Origin of the sequence: Bacillus crepusculi (assembly GCF_014764715.1) — a bacterium.
In the GTDB taxonomy this organism is placed as follows: Bacteria; Bacillota; Bacilli; order Bacillales; family Bacillaceae; genus Bacillus.
Genome location: NZ_JACXXE010000007.1, coordinates 118,169 through 143,079 on the forward strand (window position 1 = coordinate 118,169; position 24,911 = coordinate 143,079).

Sequence of the window (24,911 nt, forward strand, 5' to 3'; positions counted from 1 at the left end):
GGATGCGGTAAAGAATGATCTATGTCTGTTCAGCAAATATTTTTTCATTGTACAGCACACTCGGATGAGTCGGATAATGGGCGGAGGAAGCAAGGTGATGTGTTTTGGCTTGATCCAAATCGCCAAGCTGATAATAACAATAGCAAAGCTGAAGGTGCGGGTACCACGTTTTATATTGTATGAGGGTAAAGGCTGTATCGTTTTCAGGAGCCTTCAGAGCGTGTTCATACCAAAAGATCGCAGCTTGATGTTTATGTTGCGCTTTGAAATGATCCCCGATTCGGCAGCAAAATTCTGGGCGGGGCTGATCATATAAGAAGGAGCGTAATAATGAGGATAAGGCCGCTTCCTCGAAGCCTACCGCATAATAGCAGTCCGCTAAATAGAGGCATGTGCGAATTTCATCCTCAATCCAGCACTGTTTTGTGGCTAAAAATTCATGATAAAAACGTATCGCCCTGACATGCTGCTTATTGTCTCTTAATTCATTGGCAAAGTAAAAGAGATCACGAGGCGTCATTTTCTCTCCTTTAGCCAGCATGTTTTCATAAATTCGCAGGTTGCGTCCAGGCTCGCCAGCGGTTGTTTTCTTACGCTTTTGATGGGTGACGGCTATATCGGCTGGATGGATGTTCCCATACACCTGAAGAAACTCATGAACGGCCCCGTACCACTGAAAGTTTAAGGCACGCTTCACGAGCCGGTTTCTTCTATATTTAAAATTCACCCGGCCATCCGCATCAAATCCAACGTGATAAAGCATAGAGACGGCATCTACTGCGGGATCAAGTGTCTGCTTGAGGTGAAGAAGTTTTTTCTGGTCTTCTTCAAGCAGGACATCGTCAGCATCGAGCCATAAGATGTACTCTTTGGTTGCATGTGAAAAAGCGAAATTGCGTGCTTTTGCAAAGTGCTGAACCCACTCGAAATCCAGCACCTTTGCTGAAAAGGAATGAGCCATTTCCTTCGTTCGATCTGTTGATCCTGTATCAACGATGATCATCTCATCGACAATGTCTTGAACAGAAGAAAGACAGTCCGCTAAAACCTCCTCTTCATTTTTCACAATCATACATAAGCTTATGGTTATCACCTTTAGATCACCTCTTCATAGTGTATCGAGCATCAAAAGGAAACATTCTTTTCAGCCGCTGGTTTTTTAAAACTAGTTTTCTGCTACTGGCTGATTTAAAATAAAGGAAGAATCTATGTAAGGGCTGATAAAATGAGTTTATTGAATGTAGAAGGATTATATAAAACCTATGGCGAGAAAACGCTGTTTGATCATATTTCTTTTCATATAGAACCAAAGGAACGAATCGGATTGATTGGACCTAATGGAACAGGAAAGTCAACGCTCCTAAAGGTCATCGCAGGTCTCGAATCGTTTGAGGAGGGTGACATCACGAAGGCAGGGACACTTGATATCGAATTTCTCGAGCAAGAGCCTGAAATGGGCGGGAATGAAACGATTCTTGACTACATTTTTTCTGGAACGGCACCAATGATTCAAACGATGAAGGCGTATGAACAGGCGCTCGCCGAATTAGAGCATGATCCGCAAAATGAGGCAAAACAAGAAGCGCTGATGCGCATGCAAAATCGAATGGATCAGGAAGATGCATGGGATGCGAACCTTTCAGCAAAAACGATTTTAACAAAGCTTGGTGTCAAAGATGTAAGCCGCTCTGTTCATGCGTTATCAGGCGGACAGAAAAAGCGTGTCGCGATTGCTAAAAACTTAATCCAGCCTGCGGGGTTGCTGATTTTAGATGAGCCGACCAACCATCTCGATAATGCAACAATCGAATGGCTTGAAGGATACTTAAGTCAATATAGCGGTGCTGTCATTCTTGTGACACATGATCGTTATTTCTTAAATCGTGTCGCCAATCGGATTTATGAATTAAATCAAGGGCAGCTCTATACGTATAAAGGGAATTATGAAGTCTTTTTAGAAAAAAGAGCGGAACGAGAAGCAGAAGCTCAGGTGAAAGAAACGAAGCGTCAAAACCTGCTTAGACGAGAGCTTGCATGGCTGCGGCGAGGAGCAAAAGCAAGAACGACAAAGCAAAAAGCACGCATCGGTAGAGTCGAAGAGCTGAAGGAGCAAAAAGGGCCAGATGCGAAGGGAGAGCTTGATTTTGCTATCGGCTCACACCGCCTAGGAAAACAAGTGATAGAGGCAGAAGACTTGTCGATTTCATTTGCTGGCCAGACCCTTGTGGAGCGGTTTACTGATTTAGTCGTGCCGGGTGACCGTATTGGCTTGATTGGACCGAATGGAGTCGGCAAAACCACTCTACTTAACTGTCTAGCGGGTAACATTGAACCGACCACCGGACAATTAACGATTGGACAAACAGTCCGCATTGGCTATTACACGCAGGAACATAAAGAAATGAATGAAGAGCTGACCATCATTGAGTACATCAAGGAAACAGCAGAAATCGTCAAGACATCTGATGGCGCCATAGTGACAGCAGAGCAAATGCTGGAACGGTTCCTATTCCCAAGATCCATGCAGCGTACTTTTATACGCAAGCTGTCAGGCGGAGAGCGTCGCAGATTGTATTTATTGAAAGTTTTGATGGAAGAGCCGAATGTTCTCTTTTTAGATGAGCCGACGAACGATCTTGATACAGAGACGCTCAGCATTTTAGAGGATTATTTAGAGCAGTTCCCAGGCGTTGTCATCACGGTGTCGCATGACCGTTACTTCCTAGACCGAGTCGTTCATCGCCTGCTTGTTTTTGAAGGAAATGGACGCATTTCACACTTCCAAGGCGCTTACAGCGATTACATGGAGCAAGAAAAGGAAGAGAAGCGAACAGAGGCAAAGCCTGCTGAAAAACAAGTGGAAGCAGCACCTAAAAAGAGAAAAAAACTTTCCTACAAAGACCAGCTTGAATGGGACGGGATTGAAGACCGGATTCAGGAATTAGAGGAAAAACATCAGCAGCTTGAAGCCAGCATTGCTGAAGCTGGCAGTGATTTTGGGAAAATTCAAGAGTTGATGGACAAGCAAAAAGCAGTCGCTGAAGAATTAGAACAAGCGATGGACCGCTGGACAGAGCTGTCGCTGATGATTGAGGAATTAGAAGGGTAATGAAAAAAGGATTGAAACAAAAAACTGTAGAGTTGCTCTACAGTTTTTTTGATAAGAGCATTTGGCATAGGCATCATGCTGGTGAATGGACTCCTCATTTCGACACTCGACTTGAAAGCCTCTGATCCATTGCTGTTCATATAATTCGATGGCAATTAACCTTGTGACATCTTCTACAAAGCGTGGATTTTCATAAGCCTCTTCTGTTACTTTCTTTTCATCAGGTCTTTTGAGAACGGGATACAGCGGTGCACTCGCATTAGACTCCATGATATGCAAAAGAGCGGCTTTCATATCGTCAGGATGCAATGTGTGTTCAAACAACTCTACTTGAATGGAAACAGATCCGCGCTGATTATGTGCGCCGTATTCACTGATTTCCTTGGAACAAGGACATCATGTGGTGACCTGTGCATCGCAGCCAACATGACAGGTCCATCCGTGCTTTTCATGAAAATGGACGTCATATGTCATAGTCGCGTGCATCAAGCCTGATTTCCCAGTGACTGGGCTCTTTTTTTCTATGTACCAAGGGAAGGAAGCTTGAACTGAGGCAGATGACTGATTCATTTGCTGGGCAAGCAGTGCTGTCAATTCTTTTAAAGAATTCATATCAAGCGGCTTGCCGCTCTCATAAAACGAGTGCAGGTGTTCGGTGAGGCGGCTCATATGAATCCCTTTTTGATGAGCTGGCAAAGATGTACTTAGTGCAAAGTCAGCGGGAGTGGTTTGGTGCTGTGGTGCCGTTTTAGAGACGATATGTACTGGATAGGACATACGGCAGATGCCCACTTGTTCAAGATCAAAATAAAAGTTCTGCTCAGTATTCTGTATGTCAGTCATGTCCTCTTTTTGACAAGGCTTCGTTCCAAGGCTTGGTGGTACAGATCCAAATAGCTGATGACGGTTTTTTTTAGGCGGGAAAGAAAACATGTCATGCCTCCTTTAAATCGAAATGATTACTATTTATTTTGCATTAAATGATAAAGGAAATCAATATCAAATACTTTAACGTTTACGTTAAGGTTATGGAGGTGTATAATAAAATATGAATTGATGAGCAGGAGGCACTGGCGATGGAATGGATGAAAATTGATCAAGTGGCGAAAAGAAGCGGACTGACAAAACGGACGATTCGTTTCTATGAAGAGATTGGTTTATTATCAGCACCAAAGCGAACAGAGGGCGGCGTCAGACTTTACTCAGAGGACGACATGGAAGAACTAGAGAAAGTGATGCAGGCGAAAGAGGTACTCGGCTTTTCTTTACAAGAGCTTCAATCGTTTATGGAAATAGGAAAGCAGTTAGAGCTGAATAAAGAAGGTTACTTGCTCTCACTTGATCCGAAGGAACGATTAGAGAAGCTGTTAGATATTGATGCGCAGCTGAACGAACAGCATCAATTGATTACAAAAAAACTTGAAACGATTCAATCCTTTAAAAAGGACCTTGAAACGATGAAGGAAAGAGCGGCTCATGCGATTGAGCAATTACAAAAATAAACACCTCTGCGTGTTTATTTTATTTTGTCAACAATTGAAGGAAAGGTTCTGATGGAATGAAGGAAGAAGAAGTATTGAAACAGCGTACAAGTCTGCTTAGGCAGCCAAAGGCCGTTTGGGCTGTTGCCTTTGCGTGTGTGATTTCGTTTATGGGAATTGGGCTCGTAGATCCGATTTTGCCAGCCATTGCCTCACAATTACACGCATCTCCAAGTCAGGTCTCTCTTCTATTTACAAGCTACTTGCTTGTGACCGGCTTTGTGATGTTTTTTACCGGCTTTATTTCTAGTCGTATTGGGGCGAAATGGACGTTATTAGTTGGACTTATCTTTATTATTGTCTTTTCTGCTCTAGGCGGTACCTCTTCAACGATTCATGAATTAATTGGTTTTAGAGGTGGATGGGGTATTGGGAATGCCCTATTTATTTCAACTGCACTCTCTGTCATTGTTGGTGTATCTGTTGGAGGAAGTGCAAAGGCCATTATTTTATATGAGGCTGCTCTAGGTCTTGGGATTTCGGTTGGACCGCTCCTTGGCGGTGAGCTTGGAACGATCTCATGGCGCGGCCCATTCTTTGGCGTTGCGGTGTTAATGCTCGTCGCTCTTTTAGCCATTACGTTAATGCTTCCACCCGTGCAGAAGCCTCAGAAAAAAGTGAAATTATTCGAGGCGGTTGGGGCTTTAAAATATAAAGGGCTTTTAACGATGGCATCTGCCGCTTTCTTATACAATTTCGGTTTCTTTGTTCTTTTAGCGTATTCGCCATTTGTGCTACATCTGGATGAGCATGGTCTTGGTTATGTCTTTTTTGGATGGGGACTATTTTTGGCTGTGACATCCGTTTTCTCAGCGCCGGTTATTCATCGCAAGCTTGGAACATTGACTTCCCTTGTGGTTCTTTTTGCTTCGTTTGCTGTGATTTTATTCGGTATTGGGGTATGGACTTCGCATATTGTGGTCGTGATCTGCGGAATTGTCATTGCTGGGGGAATTCTTGGCATGATCAATACAGTACTCACGACGGCTGTAATGGGGTCTGCACCTGTCGAGCGTTCAATTGCTTCATCCTCTTACAGTGCTGTACGGTTTATTGGAGGCGCCATTGCTCCTTGGATTGCCGGCGTACTCGCTGAAGCCTACACAGCAAGCACGCCATATTATGTAGGGGCTGCTGTTGTGCTCTTAGGAATGATCATCCTACTCCTTGGACGTAAGCATTTGGTGAATATACAGGCGGGCCATTAAATCAAGAAAAGCCTTATATCTTATGAAGATATAAGGCCTTTTTGTGATTACAGCACTTTTGTCGTCCAAGATTCGCAATTCCAAGTTTCAGTTGCAACATCCTGATAAAATTCAGGTTCGTGGGAAATCAATAAGACACTGCCTTTATATTCTTTTAACGCACGTTTTAGTTCTTCTTTGGCATCGACATCTAAGTGGTTTGTCGGCTCATCGAGAACAAGCAAATTCGTTTCTTCATTGATCAGCTTGCAAAGACGAACCTTTGCTTTCTCTCCTCCGCTTAAAACAGACACGCGACTTTCAATATGTTTTGTCGTTAATCCGCATTTTGCAAGAGCGGCTCTCACTTCATATTGCGTGTAAGAAGGGAAGGTACTCCACACCTCTTCAATACAGGTGTTGCTGTTTTGCTCTTTTACTTCTTGCTCAAAGTAGCCAATGTGCAGGAATTCTCCTCGTTCCACCTCACCAGAAATTGGCGTGATTTCTCCAAGAAGACTTCGCAGCAACGTCGTTTTCCCGATACCGTTTGCACCGTATAACGCAATTTTTTGCCCGCGTTCCATTTTCAAATTCAATGGACGAGAGAGCGGCTCATCATAACCAATGACCAAATCTTTCGTTTCAAAAATCAGTTTCCCGGAAGTACGTGCCGGCTTAAAGTGGAATTCTGGTTTTGGCTTTTCTGACGCTAATTCAATCATGTCCATTTTATCCAGTTTCTTTTGACGAGACATGGCCATATTTCGAGTGCTGACACGTGCTTTGTTTCTCGCGACAAAATCCTTTAATTCAGCCACTTCCTGCTGCTGCCTTTTATAGGCTGCTTCTAGCTGCTGCTTTTTCACTTCGTACACTTGTTTAAATTGATCATAATCACCAACGTATCGCGTGAGTTCTTGATTTTCCACATGATAAATCAAGTTAATGACACTGTTTAGGAACGGAATATCATGTGAAATGAGGATAAACGCATTTTCATATTCCTGCAAATAGCGCTTCAGCCATTCAATATGCTGTTCATCTAAATAGTTGGTCGGCTCATCGAGAAGAAGAATTTCAGGCTTTTCTAACAGCAATTTCGCAAGCAATACTTTTGTACGCTGTCCACCGCTCAGCTCCGTCACATCACGGTCCAGCCCGAGATCCGTTAACCCAAGACCTCTTGCAATTTCCTCTACCTTGGAATCAATAATATAAAAATCATTATTCGTTAGGGCATCCTGAATGACACCGACTTCTTCTAAAAGCTTTTCCAGCTCATCAGGATCTGCTTCACCCATTTTTTCGTAAATGTCATTCATTGCGGCTTCCATGGAAAATAAATAATGGAATGCATCTTGAAGGACTTCACGAATTGTTCTTCCTTTTTCAAGCACGGTATGCTGATCAAGGTAGCCGACACGGACATTTTTCGCCCATTCGACCTTTCCTGCATCTGGCTCCAGCTTGCCAGTAATAATATTCATAAACGTTGACTTTCCTTCACCGTTGGCGCCAATTAAACCGACATGCTCGCCTTTTAATAAACGGAAGGAGACTTCGTGAAAAATGGCTCTGTCGCCAAAGCCATGGCTTAAATCTTTAACAGATAATATCATTTTTTACACCTCAAATAGTTTCAAAACGGCTAGTGCCTCTCATGATTATATCGAACTGTTCGGCTCGATAAAAGCATCAAAAGAAAAATTGCGTTTCAAAGCTGATTTTGAGATACTTAAGGATAGATTGAATGAGGATAAAGGAGATCGACATGACGGAAAATTGGGCATTTTTGAAAGAAGCAAAGCCATTTATTCAAGAAAACTTTCAAGCGGCTGGCTTCGAAAAACCAACAGCTATACAAGAACAAACAGCAGAATGGATTACGGAAAAACGTGATGTGATCGCAGAATCACCAACTGGAACAGGGAAGACACTTGCGTATGTGTTGCCGCTTTTAAATAAAATTGATGTGAATATCAAACACCCGCAAGTCTTAATCTTGGCACCTTCAAGAGAGCTTGTGATGCAAATTTTTGATGTCGTGCAAGCGTTCAAACAAGGATCAGACATCAAAGCCGTCTCCTTGATTGGCGGAGCGAACATCAAGAAGCAGCAGGAAAAGCTAAAGAAACATCCGAACATCGTGGTGGCGACACCTGGCCGCGTACAAGAATTAATCAAAATCAAGAAACTGAAAATGCACGAAGTCAAAACGGTCGTGTTAGATGAAGCAGATCAGCTTCTTGTGCCAGAGCATATGAAAACGATCCAAGCGATCATTAAGTCCACATTAAAAGAAAGACAAATCCTTTGTTTTTCTGCGACTTTGAAAGAGGAAACGATTCAACTAATCAAAGAAATGACATCTGAGCCAGAGGTATTGAAAATTGCTAGAAGTGAGGAAGAAGCGCAGAAAGTAGGTCACTATTATCTGTTATGTGATCAGCGTGATAAAGTGAAATTACTGCAAAAGCTATCACGAATTGAGGCCATGCATGCACTCGTTTTTGTGCGTGATATTACGAACTTAAGCATTTATGCAGAGAAATTAGCGTATCACCATGTCGACCTTGGTGTGCTTCATAGTGAAGCGAAAAAGGCTGAGCGTGCTGTCATCTTAAAAGCATTTGAACAGTGTGAATTCCCGCTTCTTTTAGCAACAGATATTGCAGCAAGAGGTATTGATATTGATGATTTGCCATACGTCATTCATGCAGATTTGCCAAATGAAGAGGGCTACATCCACCGTTCAGGTAGAACCGGACGCGCAGGAAAAGAAGGGGCTGTTATCAGCCTTGTCACACCTCAAGAGCAATCAATGCTGAAGAAAATGGCGAAAAAGCTGAATCTTTCGCTTGAGGAAATTGTTTATAAGCAAGGCCAGCTCCAGCTCGTTCCGCAGCAGGCATAAGAAAAGGACCCTTCCGCATGAAGGTCCTTTTAGCGTGTAGACAGACGCTTGCATTGTCAGTCCTGCGTGCCGTTTTTCTAGATTTCAAAGATTTTCATATCACGCTGAAAAGAAGAAAAAGGGCTGAAATCAAGATCATTTCAGCCCTTTTTCGTTATGAAATTTTGACAAGCTGTTTTCCGACATTTTCACCTTTGAATAATCCAAGGAATGCATCAGGAATGTTGTCAAAGCCTTCAATGATTGTTTCTTTATATGTGAGTTTGTCTTCTTTTACCCATTGTGCGAGATCCTTCGCTGCCTCTCCAAAACGATCTGAATAGTTGCCAACGATGAAGCCTTGCATCAATGCGCTTGTTTTGATAAGTTTTGTTTGCACACGCGGTCCGATGTCCTCGCTTGCGCTAATGTTATAAGAAGAAATAGCGCCGCACACTGGAATACGTGCAAAGCGGTTCAAATGATTCATCACGGCATCAGAGATTTCGCCGCCTACATTGTCAAAATACACATCGACACCGTTTGGACAGGCCTTTGCAATGGCATCATCTAGATCATTTGTTGTTTTATAATTAATCGTTTCATCAAAGCCCAGCTCTTTTAAATAAGCCAGCTTATCATCAGATCCGGCAATTCCAACGACGTGTGCGCCTTTGATTTTAGCGATTTGTCCAACAACGGAACCAACGGCACCTGCGGCTCCAGAAATGACAACGGTCTCGCCTTCTTTTGGCTGGCCAATTGAAAGAAGTCCAAAATAGGCTGTTTGCCCAGGCATGCCCAAAATCCCTAAGTAATAGGATAATGGCGCAATGGATGGATCAATTTTTGTCAGCGACTCAGCCTTGGCAGTCGAATATTCCTGCCAGCCGAGGAATCCAAGGACAAAATCACCTTTTTCAAATTGAGGCGATTTTGACTCGACGACCTCTCCGACAACACCACCCTGAATCACTTCATTTAGCTTGAACGGAGGTGTATAGGATTTTGTATCCTGCATTCTTCCTCTCATATAAGGGTCTACAGACACATATTTCGTTTGAATCAAGACTTCGCCATCTTGCGGCACAGGTATATCAACTGTTTCAAAATGAAAAACATCTTTTGTAGGTAATCCTTTTGGACGTTTGGCTAATTGAATTTGCTTTTGCTGACTCATGTCAAATCCTCCCTTTCACTTGCATCCTAGATTTACATTAACATGATGCTTCTTTTCATTCAAAACATACGGTCTTTTCAAAACACATACAAAAAAGCAGCCACCATCTAAAAGAATGGGACTACTTTTTTTGAAAAGAGACAGAGAGGAGCGGCGGGAGACAACCCAACAGCTGATATACGTCCGCATCACGTTCTTTTAATAAATATTCATTGGCATTTTGCATGGAGGCTTTTATCATATCGCGTGTCACAAAAGGAAAAAGGATATTCAAGTATGAGGACAACAGGTCTTGTGGATCATGTTCAATCGACTCGATATCTCCAATGTTAATAATGATGGAAAAGAGATAATCAATGGAGATGCAAAAGTGCTGTTCAGCAAACAATGTAAGCGGCTGTGCTTTTGCTTCTTCGGGCTTCCACTTTTGAAAAAGCTGTTTGACCAAATCACTGACTACCCAAGCATTAAACTGCTGCTCAGCTGAAAAATAATACATCAGCGCTACCTCATTTCTAGCCTCCAGTATCAAAATTGTACAACAAATCAACAGGAATGAACATAATATTTCAGAAAATTTAGTCATTTTTACAGAGATTTTGACAAAAATAAGTCAATAGGCACGATCAATCCATGCGGCAAAATGGATGTGCTGTTTGAAGGTTTAATGACAAAAGTGATGGGTAAAAGATTCGTAAGACATTAAAGGAGGAATATTAAATGAAACCTGTTGTAAGAGAGTATTCAAATGATGAAACACTTCAAAGAGATGTAGAGCAATTAAAATCACTCGGTGTTGCAAGAGAGGACATTTATGTTCTGTCCCATGACGATGATCGAACAGAACGAATTGCAAGTAATGCAGATGCCAATACGATAGGTCCAAGAGAAGTTGGACTCAAACATGCTGTTGGGAATATCTTTAGTAAAAAGGGCGATGAACTCCGCAATAAAATTCATGAGATTGGATTCTCTAAAGAAGAAGCGGAAACCTTTGAAGAACATTTAGACGAAGGAAAAGTTCTTCTATTTGTGACAGATCATGAAAAAGTGAAAACCTGGGCGTAAACGCCAACTTTAAAACGCTTTTTTGCTAAAGGGCTAAAAGGATGCTTTCGTTTAACTCTTTGGCATCCTTTTCAGCGTAACATGAGTACCTTTTCAGTCTAGGAAAGGCGAGCACCGGAGCAAAGCGAATGGCACATTCGTGAGCACTGGACCGCGAGACCTAACAAAGAATACGAGAGTTATCTATACACTGAGCCTCTTACTTTTGTAAGGGGCTTTTTTTCATGTCATCATGTCTTTGATCAGAAACCCATCTTTTTTACCATAATAAGAAAGGTCAATAGATTGGAATAAACAGTCAAACATTCTAATTGAAAATGTAGAAATACCAAAGGGAATCATTAAAAAACAGAAAAAATAGTTAAAATATCACAAAAAATCATTCGGGAAATAATCATTATATCTTTCACATTTGTCTCAAAATGAAATAAAAATCTTGTGTAATTTAGTAGATAAATTTCTTAGTTCTATTGGTGTAAGTTGTATTTTTGTGTAGAAATAAGTGTTTTGAGGTCAAAAAACCACGAAAAATACCTGTATTTTCAATTAGAAAATTCATTCTAATGTTTAGGAAATAATTTGTTGACAAAATAATCTAAAAACAATATATTTGGCTTAATCCAGTCATTATGGAATTAGTTGTTAAAAAACTGGTGGGTTTACTCGATGTGTATTTTAGTGAAAGGTGGTGCGTGCAGCAAAGGGGGCAAGCGTTTCTGAAAGATAAACATGTTCTACTAAACCAGAGAAAATATCTTTTACTTGAAGAAGACATGAAAGAATAATAGTTTTTCTAAACAATAGCTTGACCTTTCTACTATGATCAATTTGTAAGAGGTATCAAAAAAATGAGCGTTCTTGTAAAAGCTGATCAGAGGATTATAAAAGAGAAAGCGGTTTCAATAAAGCCTTTGGAATGATCGAACATTGAAGGAGGTGAACTCATATGAAAAAAAGAGACAACAAGCTGAGGCGCCGTATCTTTCGAATCGCTGCATGTGAGGGTGAGTGCTGAAAAAGAAGAGTGAACATGTGGGGTGCTTCTCTTCTTTTTCAGAAAACAGATTTCCTAAAAAATCCATCTTCCATTCTATCATAAGGCTTTTTGCTTGAAAACCATCTCTGCCAGAAAAGATGATTTTGAATTGAAGGAGGTCCCGTGATGAAAAAGGCTTTGTACCATGAAGACAGTGGGTTGTATTTAGAAAAAATGCGTACGGCATTTCAAGAGCATTATGAGCAAAGAACAGATATGTGGTCCACTGATCCGTCATTAACGGACGCAGCTGTGATGTCATTAAAGGCATGGCGCTCAAGGGAAAAGGATGCACTTGCTTCTGTGCTGGATATCGGGTGCGGGAACGGCCGGGCACTTGAACATTTAAGCGGGCTCTCTCTATATGTCGGCATTGATCTGTATGAGCATGAGGAGTGGGAAGGGTTAAAGAAAAGAGAAACAGTTCCTGTCCATTTTGTTCATCAAGATTTTATGTCATGGTCAATGGATCAGGGGCGCGGGATGCAGTTTGATTTAATTTTAGATCATGGCTGTTTTCACCATCAACATCCTGATGATCACGAACGTTACTTAAAGCAGGTATCTTCTTTACTTCATGAAGGTGGCGTCTTTTCACTTGTTGTATGGGGAGAAGAGTGGAAAACAGGATTAATCGGAGAAGATGGCCGATTTCATTTTTCATTTTCAGATTCTCAGCTTGGAGAAAGAATTTGTACATCAGGTCTTGAGCTTGTATCGATTGCACCATTAAAAGCAAAGGCTGGAATCAGCCAGCATCATGTCATTGCCGTCAAAATCTAGTACAAAGGAGGATAAACGCGAAGCATGAGGTGATGGTTCAAGCGAGTTAAGTGATGCAATCCTACTAGCTAAAAAGAAGTATCATCTGTTCATTAATGATGAATGGAGAGCTTAGATGGGACGCATTGATGTGACCAAAAGCATTCGAAGAACCAGCGCTTCTAGTAAAAGATAGAAAGCAGCTCGAAGCTTACGGAGGTATTCTTTTAAGAAAAAGCATGCATGCTCCATTCAGCAATCACCGGATCGTGTCACTGCTTTTACAGAGAATACAGTGTATGAAGCTCGATTTCTGCTCCTTTGTACTTGACACTGGACAAAGGCCAGATCGTAAGTGAAATCGTCAGTTCTTCAGGCATCAAAAGAAGTGAAAATGAAGATTCTTTTACGAAAATAAAGGTACTAAACGATGAGAGGCATTGTGCATCCATGGAGCGAATGTATGCAGCCGGTATTTGTACAGGCATTTTCTCATAAGGCGTGATTGCAGCTGGAAACGGGTGCCCAGGCTATGGGAGTGCGTACACATATTCATCACTCCATCACTGCGCTGCCAAAATCGAATTGGGTGCAGTGATGAATAGGGGGGAGACAAATGAACAAGTTTGTAGCTGAATTGCAATCGATGATTCATCAATTTTCATTTCAAGAAAAAAACTATTTGCTCGTGGGGCCAGTGAACCTGCCGATCTCTATTCAACATGAAGAAGTGCTGTTTAAATGGTACGCCTTCACGCCTGTTGAACAGGATACAAAGCCAACGATCGAATCTATTGTACAAATGAGTACCATGCAGCAAACATTTTCCTCTTGTCTCCTATTTGGTGACTTTGAAAATGAGGTGCCGCCACTTGTGCGCATTCATAGTGTCTGCCAAACAGGGGATGTGTTTGGGTCACTAAAATGTGATTGCGGTCCGCAGCTGGCGTTATCGCTGAAGAAAATCACAGAACATGGAAAAGGGATGCTCGTGTATATGGCCAATCAAGAAGGACGGTCCATTGGGCTGATGGCTAAAGCACTGACGTATAAATTGCAGGAAATGAACCTCGATACATTTGAGGCCAACCGCCTGATCGGCTGCGGAGATGATGATCGGCATTATGAGGAAGCGGCGGCTGTATTGCACTATTTAAACAAAGGGAAACCAATGCACCTCCTAACAAACAATCCTGATAAAGTCGACTCCATTGCGGCTTACGGTCTTCCGGTTTTACGGTTTGATCATACGGTAGAAGCCTCACTCTATAACGAAGCGTATTTAAAGGCAAAAGCAGCCTCAGGACATATGGTCGATGAGAAGAAATTAATTAATCAGTAGATGAGTTTATTTAAAGAAGGCGGGAGAAAAACGTGAAACCTGATATCAATTGGATTCAAATCCCAAGCGGCTATGCAACGATTGGAAGCAACGAAGAAGATATGAAAAAGGCATCAGAATTTTGGAAGGACAAGCTACTCAATCCAACCTACGGCCGTGAGAAAAAGTTTCAAAAATGGCTGTACAAAGAATTTCCATCGTATCAGCCGTATATCAATGAATTTTTTATCTCAGATACGGTCGTCACCAATGAATGGTATCAAAGCTATTGTGATGAGACAGGCAAGACTTATCCGGAAAGCTTAACAAACGGGGAGCTTGGCGGGGGCAAAGATCATCCAGCTTGGGGCATGGACATTGAGGAAGCCTTTTCGTTCTGTCAGTGGCTGAGCGGCAAGCTTGGATATGACGTTTCAATCCCTACTGAAGAGGAATGGGAGTATGCTGCCCGGGGCAATACGAGAAATCAATACCCGTGGGGAGATGAGTTCGATCCTTCTTACTGCAATACGTACGAATCACATATCGAAAAAACGACACCTGTCCGTCATTACGAAAAGGGCAGATCCCTATTTGGGCTTTATGATATGGGAGGCAATGTCGAGGAATGGGTCAACACCAAATATCATGTATATGAAGGCGGGATCGAGGTCGTAGATGATTTAACGGAAACACTCGGCAGCGATTACTACATTCTAAAAGGCGGATCCTTCGCAAGAGGCGGAGATTTATGCAGAGTCGCAAGAAGACACGGGAAGCATCCGGACCCCGTTTTTCGATTTACTGGTTTTCGTCTAGTTACTCGTCAAAAATAACATATGAAGATAGGAGTGTAAAACCATGCATAGAGGACCAATTACATCTGTTTTATCAACTCAGCATGATCAAATTGTCTACACTGGCGGTTATGACCGCTGTATTTATAAGTGGGAACGAGGAACAAGAGAAGGAACGTTTATTGGCAGTCACGAGCATATCATCAACTCTCTATCACTTTCTGAAAATGGAAAATACTTAGCGAGTGCATCGTCAGACTATACCATTCAATTATTTGATACGGACACTCATACTCGAATTCGTACACTATATGGTCATGCGGATGATGTGGAAGCTGTCGCCTTTGCCAAACAGGATACCTTGCTCGTATCGGTATCAAGAGATAGAAGATGCTTAGTCTGGGATATCGAAACGGGAGCGATTTTAAGAGAATTTCATGGACATAGTAAGGATGTATTAGCTGTATGGATACATGGGGATAAAGCTTATACAACAGGTGATGATGGTTATGTCCTTGTTTGGCTGTATGATACAGGAGAAATTGTAGGGGAAATTGGACCGTTTGATTATGAGCTGGACACCATCAGTGGAAGCAATCAAAAAGAAGTGTTTGCACTTGGCAGAGATGATGGCACCGTCATCATTTATGATGCTTCAACTTTACAGGAGAAAAAAATCATCAAAGCCCATTTACAGGGCGTCAAGCGTGTGAATTTTTCACCAAGCGGAAATTACTTGCTGACAGCAGGCTATGACCATTTAATTAAGCTGTGGAATTATGAAACGGGTGATTTAGTCGATACGCTACTGCCTCATAAATATCAGTGGGAACGCTCGCTTGTCTGGACGGAGGATGAGAAGTCAATCCTTGGAGCCAGCTTTGGAAAAACGTATTGTGAATGGTCGATAGAAGAGGGGAAAGTCGTATCTGATGAAATCGAAATGGCGACACCGTCTATTAATGATATTGCGTTAACTGATGCGGGGGATATCATCACAGCATCAGATGACGGAAAATTCAGAAAGAACGGGATCGAAATTGCAAAATCGACAGGTGTTTTAACAAATGGAGTGGCTGTTGCACGGGATGGAAGCTATTATGCATGGGGAGATCATGCAAGTCAGGTGCATATTGTACACGAATCATTGCAGCAAATGGTCTCTTTTGACCTCAATACAGGGCCAGTCAACAGTGTGTATTTCCACGAGGAAGACCGGCAATTCTATATTGGGACTTACGGTGGTTATGTGCATGTGATTTCGACAGAGCACTTAAAGGAAATCGGCCGTTCCAAAGCACATGATTGTGCTGTCAAAGCATTAAAGGTAGAAGGAGATCATATCATCACAGCCGCTGTTGAAGGAACCATCTGTCTTTTAGATAAGAAAAGTTTGTCCTTAAAAGCGGAATACATCGGTGCGACAGAGCTGCTCAATGATGTCTTTATTGATAGCAAAAGAGACCGTATTGCCATTGTGAGCCGTGACAAGAATGTCAGATTGTTTGATTTGCATACAGGTAGAATTTTAGATCAGCACAATGAGCATCAATATTCTATTAAATCAGTCACTGTCACAGATTCTGGCTATATTGTGAGCGGAGATTATTGGGGATACATCGTTGTATGGAATCCAGAGCTAGGTGTCAATACAGGACCAATCAGAATTGCACAAAATGGGATTAGTGCCATCAGACAATTAGGAAATGATGTATATGCAAGCTCATATGATGGCGGTATTTATCACATTCGAGAAGATGGGACGCATACGGAAGTACTGCGCTTATTTGAACAATTTCCGAAAGAAGTAATCTCTCATTAAGAAAAAGAATGTAAGCGGGGGATTCTCATGATAAGTGTTTGCAAGGAACATATGAAAAAGGGTCTAACTGTACTCAATTGTCCGCATGTGCTCCTCATTAATAAATATGAATGTCGCAAATGCTGTTTTTGTAAACAACGAGCATCGTATAAACTTTTTTATTCCTTGCCTTACTATGATCGATCTGAAAAGAAACGGATGGAAAAAATATAGCACATGAGAATAGAACTCCTTCATACCCTGAAGGAGTTCTTTCCCTTGAAAGAGAAGAAAGGAGACTCACATGAAAGACGATGTTTTTTATATGAAGCTAGCCATTGCTAACGCAGAGGCCGTAAAAGGACAAACCTCGCCAAATCCGCTTGTCGGTGCAGTCGTTGTAAAGCGTGGTGAGATCGTTGGAATTGGTGCGCACCTGAAGGCAGGCGAGTCGCATGCTGAAATTCATGCGCTGCAAATGGCAGGGGAAAAGGCGAAGGGAGCTGACATGTATGTGACGCTCGAACCTTGTTCGCATCATGGGAAAACAGGCCCTTGCACAGAAGCCATTATCAAAAGTGGTGTGAAACGTGTAGTCATTGCGACGCAAGACCCAAATCCGCTTGTAGCAGGTAAAGGGATGACCATGTTGAAACAAGCAGGGATAGAAGTAGAAGAAGGAATATGTAAACAGGAGGCGGACCGCTTAAATGTGCCCTTTTTTCATTTCATTCAATCAGACCTTCCTTATGTCATATTAAAAACAGCTATTTCAATAGATGGGAAAATTGCAACAGCGCATCAAGAAAGCAAATGGATCACAGGAACAGAAGCCAGAAAAGAAGTGCAGCGATTACGTCAAGAAGCAGATGCCGTGGTTACAGGAGTTGAAACGATCATTCAAGATGATGCAGGTTTAATTGTGAAAGATTCATTCATGACCCAGCCCATTCGTGTCATTTTAGATTCAACATTAAGGATTCCACTTCATGCAAAATGCTTAACAGATCATATGGCAGAAACCATTATTTGTACTTCGCAAAACTACGATCAAAAAAAGTATCATCAGCTGATAGAAAAAGGGCATCAAGTATTTGTCACAAGCGGAGAACTCCGGACAGATCTCCATGATGTGTTACACATGTTGAAGAAGCGCGCTGTGATGTCAGTACTTGTAGAGGCAGGAGGTAGTGTAAGCGCGTCATTTTTAGAAGCGTCCCTTGTGAATGAAGCCGTCATTTATATGGCACCTTTATTGATTGGTGGAAAGGATGCACCTACTTTTTTTGAAGGAGAAGGTGTGAAAAAACTAAAAGAGGCGATCCGTCCAGCGGATATTGAATATAGTATGGTAGGAAAAGATTTAAAAATGACGATGAGATTTTAAAAAAAGAAAGACCTTGTGCATGGAGCGCAAGGTCTTTTCGATCTACCTAAATAAAAATAAAAATGGACATACACCTTTCTAAGATAGGCTGAATACGATGGATGGGGGTGATTCTATGCGAAGATGTAGACAATGTGGAAAAACCTATCCGACTCATCCTAAAAGTCGTTACCAATCAGAAAGCTGGTACGATGCGTATAAGGATGATGGATGGGAGTGTGATAGTTGTAAGAAGGGGGAATCTGGAAAATCGGTGGAAAATCCTTGCTGCGGAAAAGACCCGTGTGTTTGTAGAATACAAGGTCTTTCAGAAGGGATAGGAAGAAGAAAAAGTCAAGTAGGCCCTCTGGGGCTAGCAAGTCCGTCAGGCGTAGGGATAACTGGTATTGTGGATTTCGATCCAGCGGTAGCAGCGACCTATCCAGTAGGTCAAATTGTGACATATAATGGTAGTACATATGTAGTAAATAAAGCACTGCCATCAGGAACGCCAAGTACATCAATTGATTACACGATATTAGCTGCTGGTGAAACAGGTTTAGGTTTAACTGGCATAGTGGATGTTGATCTAGTGGCGGGTTCGACACATCCGTTAGGTCAAGTGATGACATACAATGGCAGTACGTACGTATTGAATACATCGCTGCCAATGGGTATACCTGACACATCACCAGACTATACGTTGTTAGCAACAATGGGAGAAACAGGAGTGTCAGAAAATCCCGGAGCAACGGGAGTAACAGGGGAAACGGGAGATACGGGTGCAACAAGAGCCACGGGAGATACAGGTCCAACGGGAGCGACCGGAGTCACGGGAGCAACAGGAGCAACCGGAGATCCCGGAGCAACAGGGGCCACCGGAGCAACAGGAGATACGGGTCCAACGGGAGATATGGGTCCAACGGGAGCCACGGGAACCACGGGAGCAACCGGAGCCATCGGAGATACGGGTCCAACAGGAGTAACCGGAGTCACGGGAGATACGGGTCCAACAGGAGTAACCGGAGTCACGGGAGATACGGGTCCAAAGGGTGCTACCGGAGCCGCGGGAACCACGGGAGCAACAGGAGCGACCGGAGATACAGGTCCAACAGGAGTAACCGGAGTCACGGGAGATACGGGTCCAAAGGGTGCTACCGGAGCCGCGGGAACCACGGGAGCAACAGGAGCGACCGGAGATACAGGTCCAACAGGAGCAACAGGAGCGACCGGAGATACAGGTCCAACAGGAGCAACCGGAGCCACGGGAGATACGGGCGCAACCGGAGCAACCGGAGTAACCGGAGCCACGGGAGATACGGGTGCAACGGGAGCGACCGGAGATACAGGTCCAACGGGTGTGACAGGATCGAGTGCAATAATCCCATTTGCATCAGGTACTCCTGCTGTACTGACGACAATTGCCGGCGGTCTCGTTGGAACAACTAGTTTGGTCGGATTTGGTAACTCAGCGACAGGTGTCAGTATTGTAGGTGGAATCATTGATTTAACAGGGGCCGCAGGAACATTACTAAACATGGCGTTCTCTGTTCCGAGAGCTGGAACCATTACGTCATTTGCCGGCTATTTTAGTACGACAGCAGCCCTTTCTTTAGTTGGCACGAGTATTACTGTTACAGCTAGTCTGTTTGCTTCACCGACACCAGATAACAGCTTCACTCAGGTAGCGAGCGTCACATTGGCCCCAGCGTTAACCGGCATTTTAACGATAGGCGCTATTTCAAACGGCATTGCTACGGGTCTGAACGTACCAGTCACACCGCAAACAAGATTGCTTGTCGTATTCTCTGCAACAGCTACGGGTCTTTCCTTAGTGAATACCGTAGCAGGCTATGCGAGTGCTGGTTTATCGATCACGTAATCAACACAGAGGGATGACTTGATTTTAAGTCGTCCTTTTTTGTTTGAATGAATTTTTTCTTAACTTAGTGAGAAAAAATGATATGATTTTCTTAGAGTCTATTCGGGTGAATCTACATGAATTAGGGGTTGTGGCGGTGAGGATGGGCAAAAGGAAAGTCACTTTACAAACGAAAATTTTGGGGTTAATCATCGGGCTTTTGCTTGTTGTCATTGCGTTATTGACCATTTGTTTTGGTTTTATGCAGACCTCAGAAAGACAGCGGCAAGCTGAACAGCTGGCGGTGCAAACCGCTAGAACGATCTCATATATGCCGCCTATTAAAACATCGGTGGCCACATCAGCATCACAAAATGAAGAACAGGCAGTGCTTGAGCAAATGAAGGAGCAAGTAAGAGCACATGCCATCTTCATTACCAATCAAAAAGGCAAGGTCCTTTTTCATACGAATCATGAGCATGTTGGGACAACCATCAGTGTATCTGAAGGAAGAAGTACTCTCCTATTTGGAGGAACCTCCATATCGACTGGTGATTCTGATGGTGAAACCGTTGTCAGAGGCAGTGCCCCGATTATGAAAGAAACAGGACAGCATGAAGAAATTATTGGAACAGTCACCGTCGAGTTTTTAAAAAAGGAAATTGACCAAGCGACAGCTCATCAACTAATCAGACTAAGTTATATCGCTCTTCTTGTTTTGCTGCCTGGTATATTCGGAGCCATTTTTTTAACAAGGAGCATTCGCAAAGATACATTAGGGCTTGAACCGCATGAAATTGCTTCACTATTTCGAGAAAGAGAAGCGATGCTACTTGCCATTAAAGAGGGGATCATTGCGTTTGACCGCAAAGGTGCGATGACGATGATGAATACATCAGCCGAACACATGCTGCGCGTTTCATCAGAGCTGCCGCTTCATATTGATCAAGTCTTGCCAAATGCTAATCTCCTTTCCTATTTAAAGGAAGAGACGATTGAACCTAACATTGAAACAGTCGTCAATGATAAAACCTTTGTGTTAAATGTGAAAAAAGTGGTTCAGGACAATCGGGTATTCGGAGGAATTGTGAGCTTCAGGGAAAAAACAGAGCTGACGAAGCTGCTTGATACATTAACAGAGGTCAGTCAATATTCAGAAGACCTTAGAGCTCAAACACACGAGTTCTCCAATAAACTGTACGCCATTTTAGGCTTACTTGAGCTGAAACAAGTGGATGAAGCCATTGACTTAATAAAGGAAGAATATACGCTGCAAAATCGTCAGCATGATTTACTCATGAAGCAAATTCGTTCTCCTAAAATACAAGCCATCTTACTCGGAAAGCTAGGAAAGGCATCTGAGAAAAAGGTTCAATTCCACATTGATGAAAATAGTTCATTGGAGCCACTTCCAGCTCATTTGAGTCTATCTCACTTTATCACCATCATTGGCAATCTCGTAGATAATGCCTTTGAGGCCGTCTTAAATAAGGAGAAGCGAGAGGTAAGCTTATTCATCACCGATATTGGATTTGATATTATCATAGAGGTTTGTGATTCAGGTGATGGGGTGAATGAAAAAGAACTGTCACATATTTTCACAAGAGGTCATTCGTCAAAGGGAGAAGGGCGAGGCTATGGGCTAGCGAATGTGAAAGAAGTATTGGACGAACTTGGGGGCTGGATTGAAGTCGCAAACCAAAAAGAAGGCGGTGCCATCTTCACTGTATACATACCGAAAGGCACAAAGGGGGAATAGATGGTGATTAAGGTACTCATTGCAGAGGATGATTTTCGAATCGCTGCCATTCATGAATCCTATATCCAAAAGATACAAGGCTTTCAAGTCGCTGGAAAGGCAAAGAATGCAAAAGAAATGTGGGAGGCGCTCGAAAATGACCAGGTCGATCTCATCTTGCTTGATGTGTACATGCCCGATGAGCTCGGTACAAACCTGTTACCGCTTTTAAGAGAGCGCTATCCTGGAGTAGATGTAATCATTATTACCGCTGCAACGGAAACGATGCTTCTAAGAGATGCCCTTCATTATGGAGTGGTTCATTATTTAATCAAACCAGTGACAGCCCAAAAATTCACGCAAGTCTTAACCGAATATAAAGAAAAGGTAGACATCATCAACTCAAAGGATGAAGTCAATCAAACGATGATTGATCTGTTTTTTGGACAAATGCAGGAAGAACCAAAACAAAAGAGTGACCGGGACCTGCCGACAGGTATCAATTCAATTACTTTGGAGAAAGTGAAAACATTGATGGCATCGGAGAACAATGGAATTACAGCGGAAGAACTTGGAGAAAAAATGGGCGCATCAAGGACAACAGCGAGACGGTATGTAGAGTATCTCGTGACAACGGGAGAATGCCGGGCAGAGCTTGCATACGGGATCATTGGCAGACCAGAACGAAAATATTACCCTGCCAATAAACAAGTGGAGTCATAAAAGATGAAAAAAGGAATGCTCCTAGTCCTCATCATCTTACTTTCTATGACGCTCAGCTTTAATGAAAAAACAGCAGAAGATTCCTTCCTGCAGCACAGTCCATTATATATTGTGGTGTCTGGTGTACCAGACGGTGGTTTTGACCAAACAGCTCAAGTGATGAAATCAGTGCTTGAGCAAGAAAAGCTGGTGAAGCAGCCAGTGAACATCCTTTATCAAAGAGGCGGGACGGTGGATAAAGGGTGGACATATATGATGGAGCGAGATGCCAATTACATTAGTTTAAATTCAAGCTTATTATTGAGCCGTAATTTGCTTGGCAGCAGTAACGTGACAATGAATGATGTCACGCCACTCGCCATTCTTGCAGAAGAGTGGCAGGTCGTTGCAGTCCCTGTTGATTCTCCATTTTCAAATGGAAAGGAACTGCTGGACACCCTAAAGAAAAAAACAGATTCCTTAAAAATTGGTTTTGCCCCTGACTTTGGGAATGACGATCAAATCTCGTTCGCCCGTGCAGCGGAAATGGCAGGGATTAACCCTTACCGCATTCAATTTTTGAAATTTGACAGTGCAGATGATTTATTTCAGGCGCTCATTGATCATGAGGTGGATGCAGCAACAACCACCATTACAGAGGTTCGTCATGATTATGAAAAGAAGAGGCTAAAGCTCATAGCGACCACAACCAATCAGCGTTTAGAGGGATTTGAAGATGTGCCCACTTGGAAAGAGCAGGGAATCCCGCTTGTTTTTTCTCATTGGCGCGGTGTCATGGGACCTAAGCAAATGAATCAGCACGAGATTCGTGAATGGGATCAGCTTCTTCAAAAAATGACTCAAACCAAGTCTTGGAAAAAACAATTAAAGCAAAAGGGCTGGACAGGTCGTTATATGAACAGCAAAGAGGCGAAGATCTTCATGGAAGATCAATTAAGGCGATATGAGCAATTTATACAAGGAGAACAAGCGGTCGAGTGAGATCGCTTTTTTTATGAAATCAAGAAAAACCAACGTTTGCACAAAATGAACAAAAAGCACTTATCGACCGAAAAAGAATTAAAATTCATAATATTTACTTCAATTTCAACGTCATATATGATGACAGAAAGGGTTGGAAATGGGATACCAACAATTAATGAAAGCGTATACAACATAAGGGGTGAACAAAGTGTTAGCAATCTTAGGATTTCTTATGATGGTTGTATTTATGGTTTTGATTATGACGAAACGTATGTCTGTATTAACGGCATTGGTATTAACACCAATTGCATTTGCTCTTATTGCAGGTTTTCATTTTACTGAAATTTCAGACATGATTGTAAAAGGTGTGCAGCAAGTCGCTCCGACAGCGGTCATGATCATGTTTGCGATTTTGTACTTTGGCATTATGATTGATGCGGGTTTATTTGATCCGATGGTGGCGAAAATCTTAAAAATCGTCAAGGGCGATCCGTTGAAAATTGTTGTCGGAACAGCTGTCTTGACCATGCTGGTCGCACTTGATGGTGACGGGACAACGACATACATGATTACAACAACAGCGATGCTTCCGTTATTTACGCTGCTTGGCATCAGGCCGATTATTTTAGCAGGAATTGCCGGAGTTGGCATGGGAATTATGAATACGATCCCGTGGGGCGGTGCAACACCAAGAGCGGCAAGTGCACTTGGCGTTGATCCATCACTTTTATTTGGCCCAATGATTCCAGTCATTGGTGCAGGGGTTTTGAGCATGATTGTGGTGGCATACTTTCTTGGGAAGTCTGAAAGAAAGCGTCTTGGTGTCATTGAGCTCGAACAGCCGATTCATGCAAATGAAATGGCAGCGGCATTGCAAGATGACATCAAACGACCGAAACTTTGGTGGTTTAACCTAACGCTTACGTTGTTATTGGTGCTCCTTCTCGTCTCAGGAAAAGTCAGCTTAACGGTCCTATTTGTTCTTGCTTTCTGTGTGGCGATTATCGTGAACTATCCGAACTTAGAACAGCAGCGTGAGCGGATTGCGGCTCATTCAACAAACGTATTAGCGATTGCTTCTATGATTTTCGCGGCAGGTGTTTTTACAGGCATTTTAACTGGAACGAAAATGGTCGATGAAATGGCGATCTCCATTGTGTCTGCAATTCCAGAGCAGCTTGGCGGATTTATTCCAGTCATTGTCGCATTAACAAGCGGGATATTTACCTTCTTTATGCCGAATGATGCATACTTTTACGGGGTCCTGCCAATCCTATCAGAAACAGCGGCAGCATACGGTGTCGATAAAATTGAAATTGCTAGAGCCTCTATTATTGGCCAGCCGATTCATATGTTGAGCCCACTTGTACCATCGACTCATTTACTTGTTGGACTTGTTGGGGTATCACTGGATCAGCATCAGAAATTTGGGATGAAATGGGCTGTACTTGCAGTTGTTGCGATGACCGTCATGGCGGTTCTTATTGGAGCCATCTCCATCTGGTAAATAAAAGAGTGTCTGCTGCCAGAGCAGGCACTCTTTTTTAGGTCATATTGCTTGG

General features: G+C 42.7%; 19 protein-coding genes and 1 pseudogene. 15 read left to right on the forward strand and 5 right to left on the reverse strand.

Features of this window, described 5'->3' with window-relative positions; genetic code table 11:
* Positions 1-19: 19 nt before the first annotated feature.
* On the reverse strand, positions 20-1,093 hold the full coding sequence (locus tag IEE86_RS13485) for a glycosyltransferase (protein ID WP_191097678.1): 1,074 nt from the start codon (positions 1,091-1,093) through the stop codon (positions 20-22).
* Positions 1,094-1,225: 132 nt separating this feature from the next.
* Between IEE86_RS13485 and IEE86_RS13490 the strand changes: the two genes are divergently transcribed.
* Positions 1,226-3,109 (forward strand): ABC-F family ATP-binding cassette domain-containing protein, encoded by a 1,884-nt coding sequence (locus tag IEE86_RS13490; RefSeq protein WP_191097679.1) that lies wholly within the window; start codon positions 1,226-1,228, stop codon positions 3,107-3,109.
* On the opposite strand, the pseudogene folE2 reads toward IEE86_RS13490, so the two are convergent.
* Positions 3,098-4,042, reverse strand: a pseudogene (folE2, locus tag IEE86_RS13495) (GTP cyclohydrolase FolE2). The gene IEE86_RS13490 and the pseudogene folE2 overlap by 12 nt on opposite strands.
* A gap of 143 nt (positions 4,043-4,185) precedes the next feature.
* Here folE2 and IEE86_RS13500 point away from each other — a divergent pair.
* Positions 4,186-4,611: a MerR family transcriptional regulator gene (locus IEE86_RS13500; RefSeq protein ID WP_191097680.1), complete on the forward strand. Its 426-nt coding sequence runs from the start codon at positions 4,186-4,188 to the stop codon at positions 4,609-4,611.
* Positions 4,612-4,667: 56 nt separating this feature from the next.
* The gene (locus tag IEE86_RS13505; RefSeq protein WP_191097681.1) at positions 4,668-5,858 is read left to right on the forward strand and encodes an MFS transporter; all 1,191 of its coding nucleotides are present in this window, start codon (positions 4,668-4,670) and stop codon (positions 5,856-5,858) included.
* 47 nt (positions 5,859-5,905) lie between these two features.
* On the opposite strand, the gene IEE86_RS13510 is transcribed toward IEE86_RS13505, so the two are convergent.
* Entirely contained in the window at positions 5,906-7,459 is a 1,554-nt protein-coding gene (locus IEE86_RS13510) for an ABC-F family ATP-binding cassette domain-containing protein (RefSeq protein ID WP_191097682.1), read from the reverse strand.
* Positions 7,460-7,611: 152 nt separating this feature from the next.
* Between IEE86_RS13510 and IEE86_RS13515 the strand changes: the two genes are divergently transcribed.
* Positions 7,612-8,754 (forward strand): DEAD/DEAH box helicase, encoded by a 1,143-nt coding sequence (locus tag IEE86_RS13515; RefSeq protein WP_191097683.1) that lies wholly within the window; start codon positions 7,612-7,614, stop codon positions 8,752-8,754.
* A gap of 154 nt (positions 8,755-8,908) precedes the next feature.
* Here the strand turns inward: IEE86_RS13515 and IEE86_RS13520 are convergent, their stop codons facing one another.
* Positions 8,909-9,913, reverse strand: coding sequence for an NADP-dependent oxidoreductase (locus IEE86_RS13520; RefSeq protein ID WP_191097684.1), 1,005 nt, complete (start codon positions 9,911-9,913; stop codon positions 8,909-8,911).
* Between the two features lie 121 nt (positions 9,914-10,034).
* Positions 10,035-10,412 carry a YfmB family protein gene (locus IEE86_RS13525; protein ID WP_191097685.1) on the reverse strand — a complete coding sequence of 126 codons (378 nt, stop codon included), beginning with the start codon at positions 10,410-10,412 and terminating at the stop codon, positions 10,035-10,037.
* 221 nt (positions 10,413-10,633) lie between these two features.
* Here IEE86_RS13525 and IEE86_RS13530 point away from each other — a divergent pair, with 221 nt between their 5' ends.
* From IEE86_RS13530 to IEE86_RS13580, 11 genes are all read left to right on the forward strand, one after another.
* Positions 10,634-10,981, forward strand: a complete 348-nt coding sequence (locus tag IEE86_RS13530; protein ID WP_191097686.1) for a YflT domain-containing protein — start codon at positions 10,634-10,636, stop codon at positions 10,979-10,981.
* Positions 10,982-12,143: 1,162 nt separating this feature from the next.
* A complete protein-coding gene (locus tag IEE86_RS13535) occupies positions 12,144-12,800 on the forward strand; it encodes a class I SAM-dependent methyltransferase (RefSeq protein WP_191097687.1) in 657 nt (218 codons plus the stop codon).
* 595 nt (positions 12,801-13,395) lie between these two features.
* Positions 13,396-14,121 (forward strand): GTP cyclohydrolase II, encoded by a 726-nt coding sequence (locus IEE86_RS13540; protein WP_191097688.1) that lies wholly within the window; start codon positions 13,396-13,398, stop codon positions 14,119-14,121.
* Positions 14,122-14,153: 32 nt separating this feature from the next.
* On the forward strand, positions 14,154-14,936 hold the full coding sequence (locus tag IEE86_RS13545) for a formylglycine-generating enzyme family protein (RefSeq protein WP_191097689.1): 783 nt from the start codon (positions 14,154-14,156) through the stop codon (positions 14,934-14,936).
* A gap of 25 nt (positions 14,937-14,961) precedes the next feature.
* Positions 14,962-16,719, forward strand: a complete 1,758-nt coding sequence (locus IEE86_RS13550; RefSeq protein ID WP_191097690.1) for a WD40 repeat domain-containing protein — start codon at positions 14,962-14,964, stop codon at positions 16,717-16,719.
* Positions 16,720-17,002: 283 nt separating this feature from the next.
* The gene (gene ribD / locus IEE86_RS13555) at positions 17,003-18,085 is read left to right on the forward strand and encodes a bifunctional diaminohydroxyphosphoribosylaminopyrimidine deaminase/5-amino-6-(5-phosphoribosylamino)uracil reductase RibD (protein ID WP_191097691.1); all 1,083 of its coding nucleotides are present in this window, start codon (positions 17,003-17,005) and stop codon (positions 18,083-18,085) included.
* A 115-nt stretch (positions 18,086-18,200) separates the two neighbouring features.
* Positions 18,201-19,946: an exosporium glycoprotein BclB-related protein gene (locus IEE86_RS19375; protein WP_318010289.1), complete on the forward strand. Its 1,746-nt coding sequence runs from the start codon at positions 18,201-18,203 to the stop codon at positions 19,944-19,946.
* A gap of 142 nt (positions 19,947-20,088) precedes the next feature.
* Complete coding sequence (locus IEE86_RS13565; RefSeq protein WP_191097754.1) at positions 20,089-21,684, forward strand: sensor histidine kinase; 1,596 nt, start codon at positions 20,089-20,091, stop codon at positions 21,682-21,684.
* Between the two features lie 3 nt (positions 21,685-21,687).
* Positions 21,688-22,386 (forward strand): response regulator, encoded by a 699-nt coding sequence (locus IEE86_RS13570; RefSeq protein ID WP_191097755.1) that lies wholly within the window; start codon positions 21,688-21,690, stop codon positions 22,384-22,386.
* Positions 22,387-22,389: 3 nt separating this feature from the next.
* Complete coding sequence (locus IEE86_RS13575; protein WP_191097693.1) at positions 22,390-23,367, forward strand: tripartite tricarboxylate transporter substrate-binding protein; 978 nt, start codon at positions 22,390-22,392, stop codon at positions 23,365-23,367.
* A 190-nt stretch (positions 23,368-23,557) separates the two neighbouring features.
* Positions 23,558-24,856 carry an Mg(2+)/citrate complex secondary transporter CitM gene (locus tag IEE86_RS13580; RefSeq protein ID WP_191097694.1) on the forward strand — a complete coding sequence of 433 codons (1,299 nt, stop codon included), beginning with the start codon at positions 23,558-23,560 and terminating at the stop codon, positions 24,854-24,856.
* The last annotated feature ends 55 nt before the right edge of the window (positions 24,857-24,911 follow it).

Excerpts from the sequence above, each read along its gene's own strand:
- IEE86_RS13515 (WP_191097683.1), top strand. The coding sequence starts at position 7,612 with ATGACGGAAAATTGGGCATTTTTGAAAGAAGCAAAGCCATTTATTCAA.
- IEE86_RS13540 (WP_191097688.1), top strand. The coding sequence starts at position 13,396 with ATGAACAAGTTTGTAGCTGAATTGCAATCGATGATTCATCAATTTTCA.
- IEE86_RS13500 (WP_191097680.1), top strand. The coding sequence starts at position 4,186 with ATGGAATGGATGAAAATTGATCAAGTGGCGAAAAGAAGCGGACTGACA.
- ribD (WP_191097691.1), top strand. The coding sequence starts at position 17,003 with ATGAAAGACGATGTTTTTTATATGAAGCTAGCCATTGCTAACGCAGAG.
- IEE86_RS13530 (WP_191097686.1), top strand. The coding sequence starts at position 10,634 with ATGAAACCTGTTGTAAGAGAGTATTCAAATGATGAAACACTTCAAAGA.
- IEE86_RS13520 (WP_191097684.1), bottom strand. The coding sequence starts at position 9,913 with ATGAGTCAGCAAAAGCAAATTCAATTAGCCAAACGTCCAAAAGGATTA.
- IEE86_RS13505 (WP_191097681.1), top strand. The coding sequence starts at position 4,668 with ATGAAGGAAGAAGAAGTATTGAAACAGCGTACAAGTCTGCTTAGGCAG.
- IEE86_RS13575 (WP_191097693.1), top strand. The coding sequence starts at position 22,390 with ATGAAAAAAGGAATGCTCCTAGTCCTCATCATCTTACTTTCTATGACG.
- IEE86_RS13510 (WP_191097682.1), bottom strand. The coding sequence starts at position 7,459 with ATGATATTATCTGTTAAAGATTTAAGCCATGGCTTTGGCGACAGAGCC.
- IEE86_RS19375 (WP_318010289.1), top strand. The coding sequence starts at position 18,201 with ATGCGAAGATGTAGACAATGTGGAAAAACCTATCCGACTCATCCTAAA.
- IEE86_RS13535 (WP_191097687.1), top strand. The coding sequence starts at position 12,144 with ATGAAAAAGGCTTTGTACCATGAAGACAGTGGGTTGTATTTAGAAAAA.
- IEE86_RS13550 (WP_191097690.1), top strand. The coding sequence starts at position 14,962 with ATGCATAGAGGACCAATTACATCTGTTTTATCAACTCAGCATGATCAA.
- IEE86_RS13565 (WP_191097754.1), top strand. The coding sequence starts at position 20,089 with ATGGGCAAAAGGAAAGTCACTTTACAAACGAAAATTTTGGGGTTAATC.
- IEE86_RS13490 (WP_191097679.1), top strand. The coding sequence starts at position 1,226 with ATGAGTTTATTGAATGTAGAAGGATTATATAAAACCTATGGCGAGAAA.
- IEE86_RS13525 (WP_191097685.1), bottom strand. The coding sequence starts at position 10,412 with ATGTATTATTTTTCAGCTGAGCAGCAGTTTAATGCTTGGGTAGTCAGT.